This is a genomic window from Dehalococcoidia bacterium (genome assembly GCA_028711995.1).
In the GTDB taxonomy this organism is placed as follows: Bacteria; Chloroflexota; Dehalococcoidia; order SZUA-161; family SpSt-899; genus JAQTRE01.
Map to the genome: position 1 here is coordinate 1 of JAQTRE010000008.1, position 16,932 is coordinate 16,932.

At 52.4% G+C, this 16,932-nt stretch carries 19 protein-coding genes; 18 read left to right on the top strand and 1 reads right to left on the bottom strand.

Going from position 1 to position 16,932, the window contains the following annotated elements:
• The first annotated feature begins 280 nt into the window (after positions 1 to 280).
• The 10 genes from PHV74_02580 to PHV74_02625 all read left to right on the top strand — a co-directional run bounded on the left by PHV74_02580 (position 281) and on the right by PHV74_02625 (position 8,605).
• The gene (locus tag PHV74_02580) at positions 281 to 694 is read left to right on the top strand and encodes a gamma-glutamylcyclotransferase (GenBank protein ID MDD5093250.1); all 414 of its coding nucleotides are present in this window, start codon (positions 281 to 283) and stop codon (positions 692 to 694) included.
• Positions 678 to 1,460 carry a methyltransferase domain-containing protein gene (locus PHV74_02585; GenBank protein MDD5093251.1) on the top strand — a complete coding sequence of 261 codons (783 nt, stop codon included), beginning with the start codon at positions 678 to 680 and terminating at the stop codon, positions 1,458 to 1,460. Before PHV74_02580 ends, PHV74_02585 begins: the two co-directional genes overlap by 17 nt.
• A gap of 10 nt (positions 1,461 to 1,470) precedes the next feature.
• The gene (locus tag PHV74_02590; GenBank protein ID MDD5093252.1) at positions 1,471 to 1,821 is read left to right on the top strand and encodes a cupin domain-containing protein; all 351 of its coding nucleotides are present in this window, start codon (positions 1,471 to 1,473) and stop codon (positions 1,819 to 1,821) included.
• A 38-nt stretch (positions 1,822 to 1,859) separates the two neighbouring features.
• Entirely contained in the window at positions 1,860 to 2,639 is a 780-nt protein-coding gene (locus PHV74_02595) for a hypothetical protein (protein ID MDD5093253.1), read from the top strand.
• Between the two features lie 40 nt (positions 2,640 to 2,679).
• On the top strand, positions 2,680 to 3,585 hold the full coding sequence (locus PHV74_02600) for an aldose 1-epimerase (protein MDD5093254.1): 906 nt from the start codon (positions 2,680 to 2,682) through the stop codon (positions 3,583 to 3,585).
• A gap of 189 nt (positions 3,586 to 3,774) precedes the next feature.
• Positions 3,775 to 4,230: an NfeD family protein gene (locus PHV74_02605; protein MDD5093255.1), complete on the top strand. Its 456-nt coding sequence runs from the start codon at positions 3,775 to 3,777 to the stop codon at positions 4,228 to 4,230.
• A 2-nt stretch (positions 4,231 to 4,232) separates the two neighbouring features.
• Entirely contained in the window at positions 4,233 to 5,126 is an 894-nt protein-coding gene (locus PHV74_02610) for an SPFH/Band 7/PHB domain protein (GenBank protein ID MDD5093256.1), read from the top strand.
• A 162-nt stretch (positions 5,127 to 5,288) separates the two neighbouring features.
• Positions 5,289 to 5,708 carry a hypothetical protein gene (locus PHV74_02615; GenBank protein MDD5093257.1) on the top strand — a complete coding sequence of 140 codons (420 nt, stop codon included), beginning with the start codon at positions 5,289 to 5,291 and terminating at the stop codon, positions 5,706 to 5,708.
• A gap of 135 nt (positions 5,709 to 5,843) precedes the next feature.
• On the top strand, positions 5,844 to 6,494 hold the full coding sequence (locus PHV74_02620) for a thymidylate synthase (GenBank protein MDD5093258.1): 651 nt from the start codon (positions 5,844 to 5,846) through the stop codon (positions 6,492 to 6,494).
• 290 nt (positions 6,495 to 6,784) lie between these two features.
• On the top strand, positions 6,785 to 8,605 hold the full coding sequence (locus PHV74_02625) for a hypothetical protein (protein MDD5093259.1): 1,821 nt from the start codon (positions 6,785 to 6,787) through the stop codon (positions 8,603 to 8,605).
• A 64-nt stretch (positions 8,606 to 8,669) separates the two neighbouring features.
• Here PHV74_02625 and PHV74_02630 read toward each other — a convergent pair whose 3' ends face one another.
• Positions 8,670 to 9,413: a phosphatase PAP2 family protein gene (locus PHV74_02630; protein ID MDD5093260.1), complete on the bottom strand. Its 744-nt coding sequence runs from the start codon at positions 9,411 to 9,413 to the stop codon at positions 8,670 to 8,672.
• A gap of 195 nt (positions 9,414 to 9,608) precedes the next feature.
• On the opposite strand from PHV74_02630, the gene PHV74_02635 reads away from it, so the two are divergent.
• From PHV74_02635 to PHV74_02670, 8 genes are all read left to right on the top strand, one after another.
• Positions 9,609 to 10,295, top strand: coding sequence for a response regulator transcription factor (locus tag PHV74_02635; GenBank protein ID MDD5093261.1), 687 nt, complete (start codon positions 9,609 to 9,611; stop codon positions 10,293 to 10,295).
• Between the two features lie 4 nt (positions 10,296 to 10,299).
• Positions 10,300 to 11,841 (top strand): ATP-binding protein, encoded by a 1,542-nt coding sequence (locus PHV74_02640; GenBank protein ID MDD5093262.1) that lies wholly within the window; start codon positions 10,300 to 10,302, stop codon positions 11,839 to 11,841.
• A 287-nt stretch (positions 11,842 to 12,128) separates the two neighbouring features.
• Complete coding sequence (locus PHV74_02645; protein ID MDD5093263.1) at positions 12,129 to 13,097, top strand: metallophosphoesterase; 969 nt, start codon at positions 12,129 to 12,131, stop codon at positions 13,095 to 13,097.
• A gap of 233 nt (positions 13,098 to 13,330) precedes the next feature.
• Positions 13,331 to 13,486 (top strand): hypothetical protein, encoded by a 156-nt coding sequence (locus tag PHV74_02650; protein ID MDD5093264.1) that lies wholly within the window; start codon positions 13,331 to 13,333, stop codon positions 13,484 to 13,486.
• A gap of 75 nt (positions 13,487 to 13,561) precedes the next feature.
• Positions 13,562 to 14,827 carry a diaminopimelate decarboxylase gene (locus PHV74_02655; GenBank protein ID MDD5093265.1) on the top strand — a complete coding sequence of 422 codons (1,266 nt, stop codon included), beginning with the start codon at positions 13,562 to 13,564 and terminating at the stop codon, positions 14,825 to 14,827.
• A 93-nt stretch (positions 14,828 to 14,920) separates the two neighbouring features.
• Positions 14,921 to 15,046 (top strand): hypothetical protein, encoded by a 126-nt coding sequence (locus tag PHV74_02660; GenBank protein ID MDD5093266.1) that lies wholly within the window; start codon positions 14,921 to 14,923, stop codon positions 15,044 to 15,046.
• A gap of 10 nt (positions 15,047 to 15,056) precedes the next feature.
• Positions 15,057 to 15,878, top strand: coding sequence for a class I SAM-dependent methyltransferase (locus PHV74_02665; GenBank protein ID MDD5093267.1), 822 nt, complete (start codon positions 15,057 to 15,059; stop codon positions 15,876 to 15,878).
• A 141-nt stretch (positions 15,879 to 16,019) separates the two neighbouring features.
• Positions 16,020 to 16,931 carry an ABC transporter ATP-binding protein gene (locus PHV74_02670; GenBank protein ID MDD5093268.1) on the top strand — a complete coding sequence of 304 codons (912 nt, stop codon included), beginning with the start codon at positions 16,020 to 16,022 and terminating at the stop codon, positions 16,929 to 16,931.
• The last annotated feature ends 1 nt before the right edge of the window (position 16,932 follow it).

Consider the following 16,932-nt stretch of genomic DNA (forward strand, 5'->3'; position numbering starts at 1 on the left):
GAGGTTTACTCTTCTACCGCCTGATGGAGCAGGCAATAGCTTGTGCCCCCGTGCCGCGTCAAATGATCGTAGGAGGCCATCCACAACATATGGTATATGGTTGAGTAAAGTGCATACCCACTTAAAGTAAAAGGCTATTGTTATTTCGAGAGAGAGGGGGCTTCGAGAGTGCAGAGACACTTCTCTGCCGAGGTTTTAGGGGTGTCCCCTAAATTTCTTTTTCTTCCCCAAGAGTGGGGGCAAGGGGGTTGATTGGCTCTTAGCTAGAGCTGCTTAGATTATGGGTATGCACGTTTTCACCTATGGTACTCTGATGTTCGATCCCGTCTGGTCGAAAGTGGTCAGCGGCACATATGAAAAGAAGGAAGCCAGGGTGTTCGGCTACAAACGGCAAAAGATGAAAGGGGAAGTCTATCCGGCGATGGTTCCGGGAGACGATACCGACTTTGTGAACGGAATCGCTTATCCCAATGTGAACTTCAACGATCTCAAACGGATCGATGAATTCGAAGGTCCCCACTTTCAGCGGGCCTTGGCGGGATGCCGGTTACCCGATGGAAGCACGCTGATTGCTTGCATCTACGTCCTCGATGACCGATTCAGCGATCGGGTGATGGACGAACCATGGGATCCGGCACGGTTCTCTGAATCCGGGATGGATGAGTTTTTGATGAATTATGGATTGGAACCCTGAAGACTACGCCAGAAACTCCGGCGCTCAGTTGGCATGGGCCCGGGAATTTATCTCTAGACTCAATCTGGCAGGGAATGAAGCGCTGCTGGACGTCGGTTGCGGCGACGGCAAAGTCACCGCGGAATTCGCCACGGTCGTGCCCCAAGGCTTCGTGCTCGGCATCGACAGCAGCAGTGCGTTTATCGACTATGCCCGGCTGCACTATCCACCTTCTCTTTACCCCAATTTGCAGTTCGAACAAATGGATGCCCGAGAGTTGGCCCATACCCGACGGTTCGACGTCATCTTCTCGAACGCCACCCTCCACTGGGTGGAAGACCATCGGGCATTCCTTCTCGGCTGTGCGCGTCTCTTGAAGCCGCAGGGTCGGCTGATAATATCCTGCGGCGGCCAAGGCAACGCAGCCGATGTGTTTGCGGTGATAGATGAACTGATCCGAGAGCCCCGCTGGGCTCCTCACTTTGAGGATTTCTCCTTTCCTTACTTCTTCTACTCTCCATCCAAATACGAACGCTGGTTAACCGAAGCAGGCTTTCACCCCATGCGATTGGAACTGGTGGAAAAGGACATGACCCACCATGGACGAGAAGGCCTGGCAGGCTGGATTCGCACCACGTGGATGCCCTACACGCATCGTGTCCCGGCCGATAAGCGCGAGAAGTTCATCTTCGAATGTGTGGACGGATACCTCAAAAAACATCCGGTAGACAAGCTATGGTGCAGCCATGTTAAAATGGTACGGTTGGAAGTGGAGGCCCATATCTAAGGAGGATTTAATGAAGCTCATACAGTACATCGATGTCAAAGCAACGCACCTCGAAAACGATCAGGCGAAAGGGGTGGATGCGCGAGTGGTCATCGGCAAAGCAGACGGCGCGACCAATTTCTGCATGCGAGTCTTTGAGATTTCCGCCGGAGGATATACGCCCAATCACTCCCATGATTGGGAACATGAGATGTTCATCCATTCCGGCAAGGGCGAAGTTTACAGCGATGGCAAAGGGAACCCAGTCAAGCCCGGCAGTGTGATTTTCATCCCCGCTAATGAGATCCACCAGATACGAAACACCGGCAAGGAGCTGCTGGTTATGGCTTGTCTTGTCCCATCGAAAGCCCCTGAACTATAATAAACTAGGATGGCTTTTGAGAGATGTTGGAGAGAAACATGCAGACATGGAAACCGACAACCAAGCGTTTTGTTGCCTATTTTGATATCATGGGATTCAAGGAAATGGTCTACCGCAATGGCCACAACACCGTATTGGACAAGATGATCAAACTGAGGGAGCGAGTGGATCTGATAGAGAACGAGGCCAGGCGATTGCTCAACCGTCAAGAGGATTCCGGCCCAAGGAAGAAAGCGCGCCGTTCTATGGATGTCCCCATCCTGCCCGTATTCTTTTCTGATTCCATCTTGTTCGTCTCCCAAAATGATTCCAAGGCCTGCGCCAGAAAGATATTATTATCGGCCTCATGGTTGCTTGCTGCGTCGCTCATCCAGGGCATTCCCATGAAGGGCTCGTTGGCATATGGGATGCAGACGGCGGACTTTGAAAAGTCGCTGCATTTCGGGAAACCATTGACCGATGCATACCTGCTGGAACAAGAGGTGGGCCTGTATGGCGCCGTCTTGCACAACTCCATGGAAACCTATCTCAAGCAAAATAACATGATTGACCGGCCGATTCGGAATCACAACATCGTGGTCCGTTACAACATTCCCCTCAAGAAAGGTAATGCCACACACTACTGTGTCAATTGGCTCGGAATGTTCGATTTCCTAAAGCAGGACCCGGAGCCAGTTGTATCTGCTCTGTATGATACAGTTTCAGGCAGCATCAGATCCTATGTGGATAACACGGTCACTTTTATGAGGGCCGTTCAATCCGAACAGCCTTGCCAGACATTCATCCCGGGCAACATACAGGAGGACCCTGAAAACTGAGTCCGATTTGTTCTCACCCAAGCGGCAGGAGCCCTGAAAGATGTCAACGGTGACACTTGAAACCGGTTCTCTCCGGCTTGAAATCCTTCCGGAAGCAGGGGCGAGCGTGGTGACCTTTGCCAGGCGGTTTGGCGGCGTCTGGCTTCCCCTTCTCAGAGAGACGCCCCCGGAGGCGATCGCAGCTCTCAATCCTTCCCTGATGGCTTCCTTCACGCTTCTTCCGTGGTCCAATCGCATTCCGGAGGCTACCTTTAGGTTTCAGGGACACCACTATCCTCTGCGGGCCAACACGCCGGAAGGTTATGCCATTCATGGTGATGTGCGCCGCCGACCCTGGAAGGTCATCGCCAAACGTCCCGCCGCAGTTACATGCGAGATAGATTCCAGGGATTTCTCCGACTTCAATTTCCCCTTTCCCCTCACCGCTCAAATCCACTACGAGTTGTCAGAGACTGATTTCGATACCACATTGATGCTCACCAATTCAGGAAACACTCCGATGCCCGCCGGATTCGGATTTCACCCCTATTTCAATCGAGCCTTTGGCGCACATGGTGTTGATGAAGCCCAACTGCAGCTTCACGTTGCAGGAGTATATCCTCCTTTGCCCGGAGGCCCGATGGCCTTGGTGACCAGAGAACAGGATTTTTCCCGTCTCGCTTCAATTGACAAGCGCGATATCAATCACTGCTTTGGAGGCTGGACGGGTCAGGCAACCATTGTTTATCCCGGTGCAGGGGTGCAACTTCGGCTGGACTGCGCCCCTGTTCTGGGGCACGTGGTGGTTTTCACCCCGCCGGACAAACCTTATTTTGCCGTCGAACCTGTTTCCCATGTGACGAACGGGTTCAACTTGTTCGCCCAGGGTCAAGCGGGCACAGGGATACAGGTGCTGGAGCCGAGAGAGTCGATGGCCGGAAGATTTCGGCTCAAGGTACTTCAGTAGAGGGATATCTCGATTTTTCCGCCAGGGAGCCCAGCAAGGCAGCCCCTTGGACCCGTGACAATGAGCCGTATCTATGGTAATATGGGACAACTCAGAGATATTTCCTGCAGTCGCCATCAAAAATCGGCGGGCGAAAAACGGAGTCAGATGACGCGGTTGATTCGCGCGAATTGATAGGAGGGCAAAGGATTGGAGTTTCTCGATAGTTGGCTATGGTTGATTTTCATTGTAGCGGGACTATTTCTGGCCATATTGGAGCTGCTGATTGGAGTGGATACAGGGCTCGATCTCGTCATCATGGGATCCGCCTTTGTTATCGGGGGATTGGTCACATGGCCAGCCGATTCCTGGGTGCTGACTGCTGTGATCGTCAGCCTGCTCTCATTGGCATATGTGGCATTCGGCAGAAGATATATTCACCGGCGCATGCTGGTCAAAGAAGAAAGGACGAATATCGATGCGCTGATAGGCATGCAGGGGACCGTATTGAAGGCAATTTCAGAGAACGTGGATGGACTGGTCAAGGTTGGGCATGAGGAGTGGAGGGCCAGAGCCGAAGGGCAGATTGCTGAAGGGATTGGGATAGAGGTTACGGGTATCAGTGGAGTGACTCTGCTGGTCACGAAAAGCGAAAGGAGTAGCTGAAAATGGTAATCGCACTAATCGTCGTACTGGTTGTGATCGCATTGCTGGCGGTGATCACGCTTGCCAAATCCATCGTCATCATTCACCAGGCACAAAAAGGGATTGTGGAGAGGTTCGGGCGCTATAAGGAGACGCTGGATCCCGGACTTCGATTTATTATCCCCTTTGCGGATTCCCTCATGGGCAGGGTAGACTTGCGAGAGAGTGTCCTGGACGTGGAGCCGCAGCCGGTCATCACCAAGGACAATGTCACCGTGACCGTGGATGCAGTCATCTATTACTACGTTACGGATGCCAAAAAGGTCAGCTACGAAGTGGCCAACTTCTACATCGCCATCAGCAAGCTGGCGCAAACCAATCTTCGTAACCTGGTCGGCGATATGAGTCTGGATGAATCATTGACCTCAAGGGAGCGTATCAATGCCTCCCTCCGCAATACCCTCGATGAGGCTACCGACAAATGGGGAGTGAAGGTCACCCGTGTGGAAGTGAAAGCCATCGAACCCCCTCGGGATATCTCGGATGCGATGAGCAAGCAGATGAAGGCCGAACGGGAAAAACGAGCCACAATTCTAACGGCAGAGGCCTATCGCCAGAAGCAGATACTGGAAGCCGAAGGAGACAAGCAGAATGCCATCCTGAAAGCTGAAGGTCTCAGGCAACAGTCGATTCTGCTGGCCGAAGGCGAGAGGCAAGCGGCCATCCTCCGCGCCGATGGCGAAGCCAAAGCCATCGAGACAGTCTCTGTGGCAGCCGATAAGTTCTTCGTCGGCAACGCTCAGAATCTCAAACAGCTTCAGGTGGCGCAGGCTTCCCTGGAGAAAAATACCAAACTCGTGGTGCCCGATAAATCCAGGCTCATTAATGTGATTGATATGTTCAGAACGCCGGAGTAGCAAGTAATCTGGCAGAATGGCGTAGCCAGTGGCACGGTAGGCTCTCTGACAAAGTGATGAGCCAGCCGTCATCCGGACAAAGACCAGCCGACTTCGGTCGGTGCAATGTTTCACCCAATATGGGCAACGTCTTAATCATTCTCCGAGTGAAAGGAGGCCAAAATGCCAATCAAATATTCAATCTCCGATGATGGACACTTCATCCATGCGGTCGCTAGTGGTTCCGTGACAGGCCCAGAATTTGTCGAATACGAAGTGGCCCACGCCATTGATGAACGGATCAAGCCTCCCATCGCCGAGTTGCTGGAGATTCAGCCTGGCGCTTTGAGGCAGGTCACAACGGACGATATATCGAAGGTGCTGGAGCGGCGCAAGGAATCAAAAACCTGGCCCACACCGCATCGGTGCGGCATCGTCGTATCGTTGAGCGATATGCACGCCTGGAATTTGGCCAAATTCTATGAAGGCATGACCATCCTTCATTCGCCGGAAATAGTAATCGTCTTCAATGATGTCAGTACTGCCAAAAGCTGGCTTGGCTTCAACAACTTCCATCCGAAGAAAGGCGGGGCACGCGGCTAATTTCCCATCCGACGGGCTCCCGCTGATCAGTGAATATGGGCCGGGAACTGCTCTCGTCGAGAGTGTGCCGATTTGGTGGAGTTTCCGTCCTGGCCGATGTTGCACCTCCCCATATATAATTGCTAGAATTGACACATGCAAATCAGCATGATCGAAGGAAGAGACCTGTCGGAGGCCTTCTTCCATTCCTGCCGCAAAGTACTGCAGGAAGGCTATCAGTACGTGATCGATAAGGGAAGCTTCGAGGGGGCAAAGAGAAGAGAACTCGACTTTGCAGTAATCCACATCAAACAGCCAGGGAACAGACCGCTTGTGCCGGATGTCCCCCAGGGTGTACCTCCACCGACCAGCGATAACTACATCAACGAATACATGTCCTATCTCATCACGGATGCCATTCAGCCGCATGAGCAATATACTTACGGTCAATATCTGGCTCCCCAAATCGATACGGTGATCCACCGCTACAAGAACGACGGACCAGAGTGCAATCAACTGTGCATGACGGTCGGAGGCAAGGAATCCCTCGATCTGGAGCATCCCCCATGCCTGAGGATGGTCGATACCCGGATCCGATATGGCAAGCTACACTTTATTATCTACTTCAGAAGCTGGGATTTATGGGCCGGGTTTCCCACCAATCTCGGCGGCCTCCAGCTTCTCAAAGAATATATGGCTGGTGAGATCGGAGTGGAGGATGGGGAGATGATCTGCGTCAGCAAGGGACTTCATCTCTATGAATACTCTTGGGAACTGGCCGCCTCTGTGGCGAGGATTAATCTTTAATCCTTCAAGAGCAAGAAGAGCATTACACCATGCATTCATCTCTACGGTATCGGGCACTCCATCATTGGCGATAGGCGCTCTGAGGATAAGGAAGTGCAGCGCATTTCCTCTGTACGATTTTCTCTAAACCAAGGAGACAAGCTGAGTCTTGGTTTCAGCCCTCAATCAATAGTTGCATCAACTTCAATTACCGTCTTACAGGAGCATTGCTGCGGCTTACCCCGGTCATCTAAACAATAGCAGCCCCTCTCGCATTGACAGTGTCAGAGGCGTTGACAATTGGAGCTGAAGTGTTTAATCTAAGCCAAATGCCTATTCATCCTCGAAAGGGGCAGCCTGCGGGCCAAATAGAAGTAACTTATCCCGATGGTTCAAAAGGCGAATTGGCGCTGGAATTTCTGGCTAGACTGGGTGGCGGCAGAGCGGCCGAAGTATATTTAGTCAGAGATAATCGGACAGGCAAGCTATACGCGGAAAAAGTATTTAAGACTCAACAAGGCCTCTCCACATCTGCCCGGGGTTTGGTCTATCGAATATTTTTTCAAGCCCCTCCACCATATGAGGCAAGGGAAAGCGCAGTCCGCGCGTCCCTGTTTCGCAGAAAAGTGCTGCGGGATTTAACAGAGCTCTGGTTTGGCAGACCGCTGGTCGCTGATGCCTACTATACCCGCTGGCATGAAGAAGAAAAAGCCTTTGTATTGGGCACAGAATATATCGAAGGGAGAGGTCCCAGACCAGGCCCAATTAACCGACGATTCTTCCGCCGCTTGCTCCACAACTATCCGACTCGATTCTTCAAAACAATCACCAGATCGAAGTTCAGCAGAGAAAAAAACTCGAATTGGGAGATCGATGAGGCTGTCGCTCAGCTGGACAGGTTCAAGGACAAGTTTCACCAGGCTGGATTCACAGGCTCGGAATGGCAGGTGGATAAGACCCTCTCCGTGCCAACCAGCAATCTGCGTAGAGATGCGAGCAACGAGTGGATATTGATTGATGTGGAATCGGCATTTCCAGCGCTAATCCGGCCCCATTATCTTTGGCAGGCACTCAAAATCGGCTCAGTTCCTCTGTTCGATGATGTTGATTTCACCACGCTCCACAAATATGTGGATGGCAACCGTGTGGAACTCGTTGATCGGCTCGGGGAGGATCGAGTACAGACACTGAATGGCTATGTAGAGCAGTTAGAATACTTTACCAGGGCGTGGAAGGAAAGCGAACCCGCTATATTCAGCCACAGACATCGCCTGATAACTGCCCCGCTGTTGCGAGCGAAAATCCGTCAGGGCCTTATCGATTACTGGCAGATAACCGGGCGGATATCGGCAGAAAAGGCCGAGCATCTCAAGACATCCCGATTGCGCTTTTTCGGCTACGCTTCATGGGATTTCGCCAGAGAACTCTGTTCCCTGCCTTTGAGCATTCCAGGCTCACTGAAGAAGCTCGGCCAACGCCTGATACAAACCGTGACATGGTCGCTTCGCCTGTTTTACTACGCGCTTTTCTCGGAGAACCGGCTGCGAGAGGAAACCGAACGCTTCGTGAACCAGAACATCAATGATTGGCAGAACTCAGGGCGGCTGACTGAAGCGGAGGTAGCCCAGTTGAGAAAGGATGTTCAGTCGCCCTCTTCGGCGGAATATCTGAAAGGCTTTTTGGTCCAGCTGGGACTTCAGGCGTTAGAACCTCCGGTCATTGGCTATGCAGCTGTTGTTTGGCTGGCTGTCTATCTGGGTTCCCCTGAAATCCTGGCGGCTATTTTCATCTCTCCATTGTTAAGAACAGGCTATACGCTATATCGAAAGCTGAAGAACAGGAAAACAGGAATATCCTACCGATACGCGTTTTGGGTCGGAGTACTCCCCCACGTAGGAATCATGGCTTACCCCGCGCAGATGTCCTCTGCTAATCCCGATCTTTCTATCTTTCTGGCCCGTTTTCAGGCATCCCGGTTCGGCTCTCATGTGCCGTTGTTTGGCGGCACCGATTCGCGTCTGGAACACCTTTGCATCAAGGCCATAAATGTACTGGCCTCACTGCAATATGAATTAGGCAATCTGACTGGGGCGATAGGGAAAAGCTTGCACTTGAACAAAGGCAACTCTTGAATAGGTGCCAATTTCGAAGATGGGAGAAGTTTCCCCGGGTGCAGTCGGACAAAAGAGGCTTTGATCAGTAAACCATCTTCAAAATCCAGGCGAAGGGCCGTATAGGTGCAGGAATACATTGGACCGGAATGTGGTCCCTGGGGTAGCGGCGTCTCCAGGCGATGTATCTCTGATGTCCCCAGATAATTGCCCAGAGGAACACAGCCCCGTAGATATACCCCCCAAGAACATCGCTGGGCCAATGAATCCCGCGGTAAATCAACCACAGTCCCATCATCGGGATATAGAGGCCCAGAAGGACACAAATGGCGGTGCGCCAGAACCCGGGTTTGAACAAACGGAGAACCAGATAGATCAGAATCCCGCAGAACATGAAAACGTGCATCGCCGTACCGCTGGGAAAGCTGCAGTCACCATTCGGTCGATAAACGACTACCAAATCAGTCGCCGGTCTGGGTCGATCTATGAGATATCGCAGCACCGGGTTCAGAAAATCGGCGACTCCTACTAGCCCTACGAATACGGCCTCGGCACGCTGGCCTTTCAGCCACAGCCATACAATGGCCGCCAACCCTGTTATCCCCGCCACCCCCACAACACCCATGCGATTGTTGAAGTTGACCAAAGGACCCAGAAAGTCTTCGGCATCTACTCTTTGAATCCATTCGGTTATGGCCAAATCCCAGGAGAACCAGTCCAGCCTCACCGCTTCGATGGTGAGAAATGCCAACACGCCCAGAATTATCAGGAAGACATACTTTCCCTGGGGCACTGCGCACAATGGGTTGCCTTTTGAGTCATTAGACATGGTCTGCACCGTGGTTTTCTTGCGCTTATTTTAGCATTATACTTTAGTTGAATGCATCTATTGCCACCACCCCAAGAGGAGCGATACTGTGAGCCCTCAGGGTATTCCGATTTTGTACGGTGGATTTGCCACTGATTCCACGGTGATGTAAACTAGGTTTTAAGGATTTGCCATTTCAATTGGGGGCATCTGCCGATGCGGATTCTGGTTGTCGAAGACGAGTCCAATATCGCATTATTCGTCAAACGGGGCCTGATCGAGGCGGGCTATTCCGTTGATCTGGCACAGGACGGTAATAGTGGGTTGGAATTCGCCATCAGCTATACCTACGATGTGATTGTGCTGGACATCATGCTGCCGGGAAAAGACGGCATTTCCATCGTTCGGGAGCTACGCAGTCGGGGAATCAAAACCCCCGTAATTTTTCTCACTGCCCGTGACACCGTGGAAGACCGGGTGCTGGGGCTTGAAATGGGTGCCGATGATTATCTGATCAAGCCCTTTGCATTCTCCGAATTGCTGGCGCGTATTCGAACCCTGCTGCGGCGGCCTCCCCTGCAGGCGCAGGCTGTTCTGACCATTGAGGCATTGGAGTTGGATACGATCCGGCATGAGGTGCGCTACGCCGGAAGGCGCATTGAACTGAGCGCTCGGGAATTCGCGCTGTTGGAATACATGATGCGCCACATCAACCAGGCTGTCTCCCGCACCCAGATAGCAGAACACGTCTGGAACATCGATTTCAACACCGATTCCAATGTGGTGGATGTATATGTAGGCTACCTGCGACGCAAACTGGACAGGGCCGGAGCCCCGCCAATCATTCGTACGGTGCGTGGCATCGGCTATCGTCTCGTCAGTACAGAGGCAGAGGATGAATAGGTGGATGCCATTTCGGACTAAAGCCTCCGCCAAAGAGAGATTCAAGGCTCTTGCTCCGCATTCCATTCAACTGCGCGTTCTCCTTCTGGTCTTTATTCTTGTTCTGGCAGCAATGGTTTTGCTGGCAGCATACACTCTCGACCAGTTTGAAAAATCCACCCGAATCGAACTCGAGCATGAGGGCCTTCTGTTGTCAAGCGCCCTGGAGGAGGCGGGTATTGTCCCGCTGGCTGAAGCAAGAGATATTCCCGGGCTGCAGGAGAGGATCAATACCCTTTCATCGGCTCTCCGGAACGCTATTGAAGTGAATGTCATACTGTTGAAGGATGATGGGTCGGCAATCGTTGCCAGCAACATCCCCGGTAACATCAGGGAGACGTCCACTCGGGAACATGAAGTGCTTCTGGAAGCCCTGAGCAGGGGAGGGCCCGTCGTATTCACGGGGCGTAATCCCGAACATGAAGGCCGCCCGGCTCCTTCCGGTACGCCAATCGAGGCATCACCAGAGCCTCATTTCTTTGAAGCCCACCGCTTCTTAAGTGTCACCACGCCGCTGACGATCGATGGCCAGAAGCTGGGCAGCATTAATGTAAAGGTCTCCCTGGACGAGCTTCACGAGGACCTCGTAGAAGTCCGCTGGACCATCATTGCTGCGGCCAGCACAGAGATCGCGTTGGTTTTGGGTGGCCTGATCTTCTTACTCAATATTCAAGTCTTCCGGCCGCTCCGGCGCATGGGTGTGAAGATGCGAGCTATTTCCGGTGGAGACCTGACGCAGCGAATCGGCCACCAGGGATCCGAGAATGAGATTGGGGAACTGGCGAACACTTTTGACCGTATGCTGGATCAACTGCAGGCATCTTTCGAGCGCGAGAAGCGTTTTACCACCGATGCCGCTCATGAGTTGCGCACCCCGCTGGCGGCTCTGAAAGGGCAAATTGAAGTTGCTCTAAGCCGATACAGGTCTCAAGAGGAGTACCGGGACACGTTGCAGGACCTTCAGGAAGAAGTGGACCGCCTCACTCGCCTGAGCGGTGACCTGCTGTTATTGGCCCGGTTGGGACAGGGTCGGCTTCAGCCGCGATTTGAAAGGGTTGATCTGAGCGACCTGCTTGGAGCCATAGCCGACCAAATGCGACCATCGGCCGATTTGAAAGGGATCAATCTGACGGAGAAAGTCCCCCCGGACATCACCATGCAGGGCGACGCCGATCATCTCATCCGTCTCTTCCTTAACCTGCTTGATAATGCCATCAAGTATACCCCGCCCGGCGGCCGGGTTGTATTAGAAGCTGAAGCTACTCTTGAAAGAATTCGTATTTCGGTCAGCGATACCGGACCGGGCATTCCAGAGGAGCATCTCCCCTTCCTTTTTGACCGGTTCTACAGGGTGGAAACGGCCCGGTCTCGGGATACCGGTGGTGCGGGACTGGGATTATCCATTGTCTATGAGCTGGCTCGCAGCCATCATGGCACCATTGCCGTGGATAGCAAACCGGGCCAAGGGACCATTTTCACCGTGGAACTGCCAAGAAATCCTCAATAGCCGCTTATCCCCATCCGGCCAACCATTGATATCTTCCCGCTCCGGACCCTTCGAAGTTAAGAGCTTTCTTATCTTTGTCTCATCGCTTTATTAACCTTCGTAGATATACTAAACTTATAGCTCTATCATTTCTCACCTGGGAAAGCTGTTGTTGGCAGAATAAATCGGTGGGCAGACTCATTGCCTGCGTCATCCGGATCACATGATGGAACTGAAAAGAGGCGGTACAATCCCAACTGGGGACTGGTGAAATTGTCCGGGAGATCAACCGAACGGAGAGTTGAAGTGTGAAAATAGGCATACTCATCCTGTGGAGATGTGGGTTTGTAATCCTGCTCTTGATACTGATGTTTGACGTATCAGGAGGCATTGCCAGGGCAATGTTTGTGGAGTCCTGGCCGCAGAATCCCGCTGCGCCCTCCGATTGCCATGCGGACTTCGTGGTATTCGGTGATTCTCAGGGCAGTTTTGATCCTCTCTGGACGATCTCCCCCGACTTCGATAAGCTGCCCGGCCTGATAAATCAAATCGACGTGCCGATGGCTTTCCACGTGGGAGACATGTACACCGGCGACACCTTCTTTGCGCGCGGCGTCAGAAACCAAGCAGAATCGTTTCTGGGAGATGTGGCAACCCTGCGAATACCGATGCACCCGGTCATGGGGAACCACGACGCCCGGGGAGGAGGGTGGAATGTAACCAAAGAGCTAATCTTTCAAAATACGAGCACTTACTATTCTTTCGATCAGGGAGACAGCCATTTTGTGATTCTCGATGCTTTCATGCCGGGATATGAGCATACCCTCTCGCAGGAGCAATTCAGATGGCTGGAGGCCGACCTCGCCAGCACCAGACAGCTCCATATTTTCGTATTCGTACATGCGCCGCTTTATCCTTTAGGGTCTCATTTGGGAGGATCGCTGGACAAGTATCCTGCCATGAGAGATCAACTAGGCGCGCTGCTGGTTAAATCCGGTGTGGATATCCTTTTTTGTGGGCATGAACATTTCTACGCCAGCTTCGGCTATGATGGACTGATGCAGGTCACTACGGGAGGGGTTGGTGCAAAGCTGAAGTCCCCCGCCAGCCCCAAAGAATTGGCCGGAGAATACGGTTATGATATGACTAAAGTGAGTCGGCTGAAAACACAGAAGGTGCTGCACTATGTTTGTGTGAGCACCAGCACTCTCGATATTACAGTTACGGCTTACGATCTTGAAGGCAATATGATTGATCAATTCAGTATCGCGCCCTAATGATGACACCGAATAGCCTGTCAGACAATGACGTTGGGGTGGCATTGCTCCGAGGTGTGAACTGCGTTTCCGTGATACTCATCGAGCCATGCACGCTGAGGCCACCAGCAATAGCATCCCTTTGATTTCACCACGCGGGCAAGCGAGATCATCAATAGTTATGCCATTGTTTAGACAATATCTGGCTCAATTCGCATCAGCCCTCTGGCCCCCTATGCTGCCAACAATTGAGAGTGATCTGCTCCGTTCTGCTTTTCCCCATTATTATGCTCCCATTCGGCATCATTCCCAATCAGATGGAAAACCCGGAAGCCTCTGCCGTATTTGTGCCCCTCGATTTCATGCGCCGCAAGAGATACGGATTTTCCGGCATAAAGCCATACCAATAAATGAATTGGGACCTTTTCCCAATCTCAATTCAGCCGTGCCGGCGTGTTATAATAGACTCTGCAAGGAGACCTAATATGGCAACAAAAGACCTCCCGTTTGACAAAGAGCAATTGGAACCCATTGTGCAGAGATATCCCACACCGTTTCACATCTATGACGAAGCGGCCATGAGGGAGAATGCTCGAAAGCTCAGCCAAGTTTTTTCCTGGAACAAGGGCTTCAAGGAGTACTTTGCCGTCAAGGCAACGCCCAATCCCTATATCATGAAAATTCTTCTGGCGGAGGGATTTGGCGCGGATTGTAGTTCTCTGGCGGAACTGGCACTGGCGGAGAAGGTGGGAATCAGCGGCGAGGATATCATGTTCACGTCCAATGATACCCCGGCAGAGGAGTTTCGGAAGGCAAAAGAGTTGGGCGCGATCATTAACCTGGACGATATCACCCATATCCCGTTTTTGGAAAAGCATGCGGGCCTTCCCGAGTTAATCTGCTTTCGATACAATCCGGGTTCGCTCAAAAGAGGCAATGTCATCATCGGCAGTCCGGAGGAGGCCAAGTACGGATTCACCAGGGAGCAACTCTTTGAGGGCTATCGCATAGCCCGGGATAAAGGCGTCAAGCGGTTTGGGATTCATACCATGGTGGCATCCAATGAGCTCGATGCCCACTACTTTGTAGATACTGCCGAAATCCTCTTCAATCTGGTGGTTGAGGTTTATCGAAAGTTGGGAATTCTGATTGAATTTGTTAATATCGGCGGAGGAATAGGAATCCCCTACAAACTCGACCAGCAGGCAGTTGATCTCGATGTGGTGAGCCGAGGAATACAGGAGCGCTACGAAAGGATTATCGCCGCCAACGGACTGGCTCCGCTGAGATTGTACATGGAATGTGGGCGCATGATCACGGGGCCTTATGGCTATCTAGTGTCCCGGGTCAGGCACATCAAGAATACGTACAAAAACTTTGCCGGTCTCGATGCGTGCATGGCCAATCTGATGAGGCCTGCCCTCTACGGCGCGTATCATCACATTACTGTTGTGGGGAAGGAGAAGGCTCCGCACAACATAACCTATGACGTCACGGGCTCGCTCTGTGAAAACAACGATAAATTCGCCATCGATCGCCAACTGCCCGAACTTGAACCCGGCGACCTGGTTGTGATTCACGATGCCGGCGCTCACGGCCACGCGATGGGCTTCAACTACAATGGCAAGCTGCGTTCCGCAGAGTTGCTCTTACGCCCCAGCGGAGAGGTAGTGCAAATCAGGAGAGCCGAAACCATCGACGACTACTTTGCGACCCTCGATCTGGATGGACTGGCACGTTTTCCGGTCTGACATCCATCCCGGGCAAGGGGGACATCCCTGCAGAATGCCACCCAGATTCTGCAACTGTGACGCGGACTGAATCAAGTTTATTAAGGAGAGTTCATGGATATTGCCTATTTTGAAGATATCGTAGTGGGACACAAAGGCACCGTAGGCACGCACATTGCTGAGAAGGATGAAATGATCGAGTTCGCCCGGAAATTACCAGGGGAAACACCCTGGATTTGAAGGTGCCGTCATGAAATCGATCGATTTTTCCAAAACAGCCGGTCAATACGGAAATGCCTCTCTGGTTCAAAAGTCAGCCAGTGGGAAGCTGCTCGAACTACTGGCCATAAAGGAGACTGACGACGTTCTGGACATTGGATGCGGGCCAGGCGATCTTACCTGTCAGATCAGAAAGCTGACCTGTGGCAGAGTGACCGCCATAGACTCGGCGGAAGGAATGATCGAGGAGGCGAGACGAAAACACGGCGTCTCCGGCATCTCTTTTGAAATGAGTCCGGCGGAGAAGTTCAGTTATGCCGGCGAGTTCGATGCTATCTTCTGCAATTCCGCGTTTCAGTGGTTTAACCCCCCGGGACCTGTTTTAGAGAGTTGCTACCGGGCGCTCAAAAAGCAGGGGCGAATGGGAATTCAGGCTCCGGCAAAACTGTCCCCGGCGCGTAAGATCCCCTCACCTAACTTCGAACGGGCCATCGAAAGCATCAGAAAAGACCCTGCGGCGAAAGGAACATTTGCCCACTTCCATGACCCCTGGGTGATGTACGACACATCCGAGGAATACCGGTCCTTGTTTGAGTCTTTCGGGTTCAAGGTCGAGCATGCGCTGATCGAAAAGGTAGTGAGTTTTCACACTCCCGAAGAAGTTTTCGCCATCTTCGATACGGGCGCGGCGGCAGGTTTTCTCAATCAGCAATACTACAGTGTACCCATAGACGAAAATTACGTAGATCATTGCCGGGGGATCGTAAAGCGCTCCTTTGCTGAACAAGCTGGCAAAGATGGAAAGGTAGAACTGATCTTCTATCGCGCATACGTGTTGGCCATAAAGAGCTGAATCAGCTGATCTCTGATAGCTAAGAAGCCTATGATTACTGGGGCAGGATTCTTTCTGCCGGGGGTTTGGGGGTGTCCCCCAAATATACCCTCTTCCCCCATGATTGGGGGGCAGGGAGTTGATCAAGATTCCCTAAATCCTATGATCATCATCGAGACCAGAAGCATCGTCAAACGGTATAAAGACATCACTGCCGTGAACGGCGTCGATCTCCGCATCGAAGCTGGCGAGTGTTTCGGGCTTTTGGGGCCAAACGGCGCCGGCAAGACAACGCTGATCAAAATGGTCACCGGGGTGCTTCCCATTACGGATGGGGAAGCCCGGGTGGCGGACATGGACGTCTCCAGAAAGCCGCGTCAAATAAAGGCCCTCATTGGCGTGGTGCCGCAGGAAGATAATCTCGATCCAGATTTCGGTGTACTCAAAAACCTTCTCGTCTTTTCTCGCTATTTCGATATTCCCTCAGCCGAGGCCAAACAACGGGCGCTGGCGAATCTGGAGCTTTTCGAGCTTGCCGGTCGGCAGAAGGCCAAGATAAGGGAGCTCTCCGGCGGAATGAAAAGGCGCTTGCTCATTGCGCGGGCCCTGATAAATCAGCCTCGTATCCTGGTACTGGATGAACCAACAGTCGGCCTGGACCCGCAGACCAGACACATGGTCTGGCAAAAGCTGAAGTCCTTAAAAGAGCAGAATACCACCCTGCTGCTGACAACACAGAATATGGAGGAGGCAGCCGTCCTCTGCGACCGCCTGGCGATAATGAACGAGGGCAGGATCATGGCTCTGGGAACGCCTCGGGAGCTTATTGACAGATACGGCGGCAGCCAAATCATCGAAGCCAAACTCAACTCGGCTGAAAGGGTCTCTCTGGAAGCGGGGTTGAAGCAACAGGGGCTCTTCTGGCAGGAACTCGGAGACACGCTCTATATCTTCGAATCAGACGGGCCTGAACTCCCCGCCGACCTTAAGAACAAGCTGATCATCATCAGCCGAAGGATACCTACACTTGAAGATGTTTTCCTCAGACTTACCGGGAGGGCGCTGGAGGAATGAG

Excerpts from the sequence above, each read along its gene's own strand:
- PHV74_02630 (MDD5093260.1), bottom strand. The coding sequence starts at position 9,413 with ATGTCTAATGACTCAAAAGGCAACCCATTGTGCGCAGTGCCCCAGGGA.
- PHV74_02620 (MDD5093258.1), top strand. The coding sequence starts at position 5,844 with ATGCAAATCAGCATGATCGAAGGAAGAGACCTGTCGGAGGCCTTCTTC.
- PHV74_02615 (MDD5093257.1), top strand. The coding sequence starts at position 5,289 with ATGCCAATCAAATATTCAATCTCCGATGATGGACACTTCATCCATGCG.
- PHV74_02655 (MDD5093265.1), top strand. The coding sequence starts at position 13,562 with ATGGCAACAAAAGACCTCCCGTTTGACAAAGAGCAATTGGAACCCATT.
- PHV74_02580 (MDD5093250.1), top strand. The coding sequence starts at position 281 with ATGGGTATGCACGTTTTCACCTATGGTACTCTGATGTTCGATCCCGTC.
- PHV74_02595 (MDD5093253.1), top strand. The coding sequence starts at position 1,860 with ATGCAGACATGGAAACCGACAACCAAGCGTTTTGTTGCCTATTTTGAT.
- PHV74_02670 (MDD5093268.1), top strand. The coding sequence starts at position 16,020 with ATGATCATCATCGAGACCAGAAGCATCGTCAAACGGTATAAAGACATC.
- PHV74_02665 (MDD5093267.1), top strand. The coding sequence starts at position 15,057 with ATGAAATCGATCGATTTTTCCAAAACAGCCGGTCAATACGGAAATGCC.
- PHV74_02660 (MDD5093266.1), top strand. The coding sequence starts at position 14,921 with ATGGATATTGCCTATTTTGAAGATATCGTAGTGGGACACAAAGGCACC.
- PHV74_02590 (MDD5093252.1), top strand. The coding sequence starts at position 1,471 with ATGAAGCTCATACAGTACATCGATGTCAAAGCAACGCACCTCGAAAAC.
- PHV74_02600 (MDD5093254.1), top strand. The coding sequence starts at position 2,680 with ATGTCAACGGTGACACTTGAAACCGGTTCTCTCCGGCTTGAAATCCTT.
- PHV74_02640 (MDD5093262.1), top strand. The coding sequence starts at position 10,300 with ATGCCATTTCGGACTAAAGCCTCCGCCAAAGAGAGATTCAAGGCTCTT.
- PHV74_02585 (MDD5093251.1), top strand. The coding sequence starts at position 678 with ATGGATTGGAACCCTGAAGACTACGCCAGAAACTCCGGCGCTCAGTTG.
- PHV74_02635 (MDD5093261.1), top strand. The coding sequence starts at position 9,609 with ATGCGGATTCTGGTTGTCGAAGACGAGTCCAATATCGCATTATTCGTC.
- PHV74_02610 (MDD5093256.1), top strand. The coding sequence starts at position 4,233 with ATGGTAATCGCACTAATCGTCGTACTGGTTGTGATCGCATTGCTGGCG.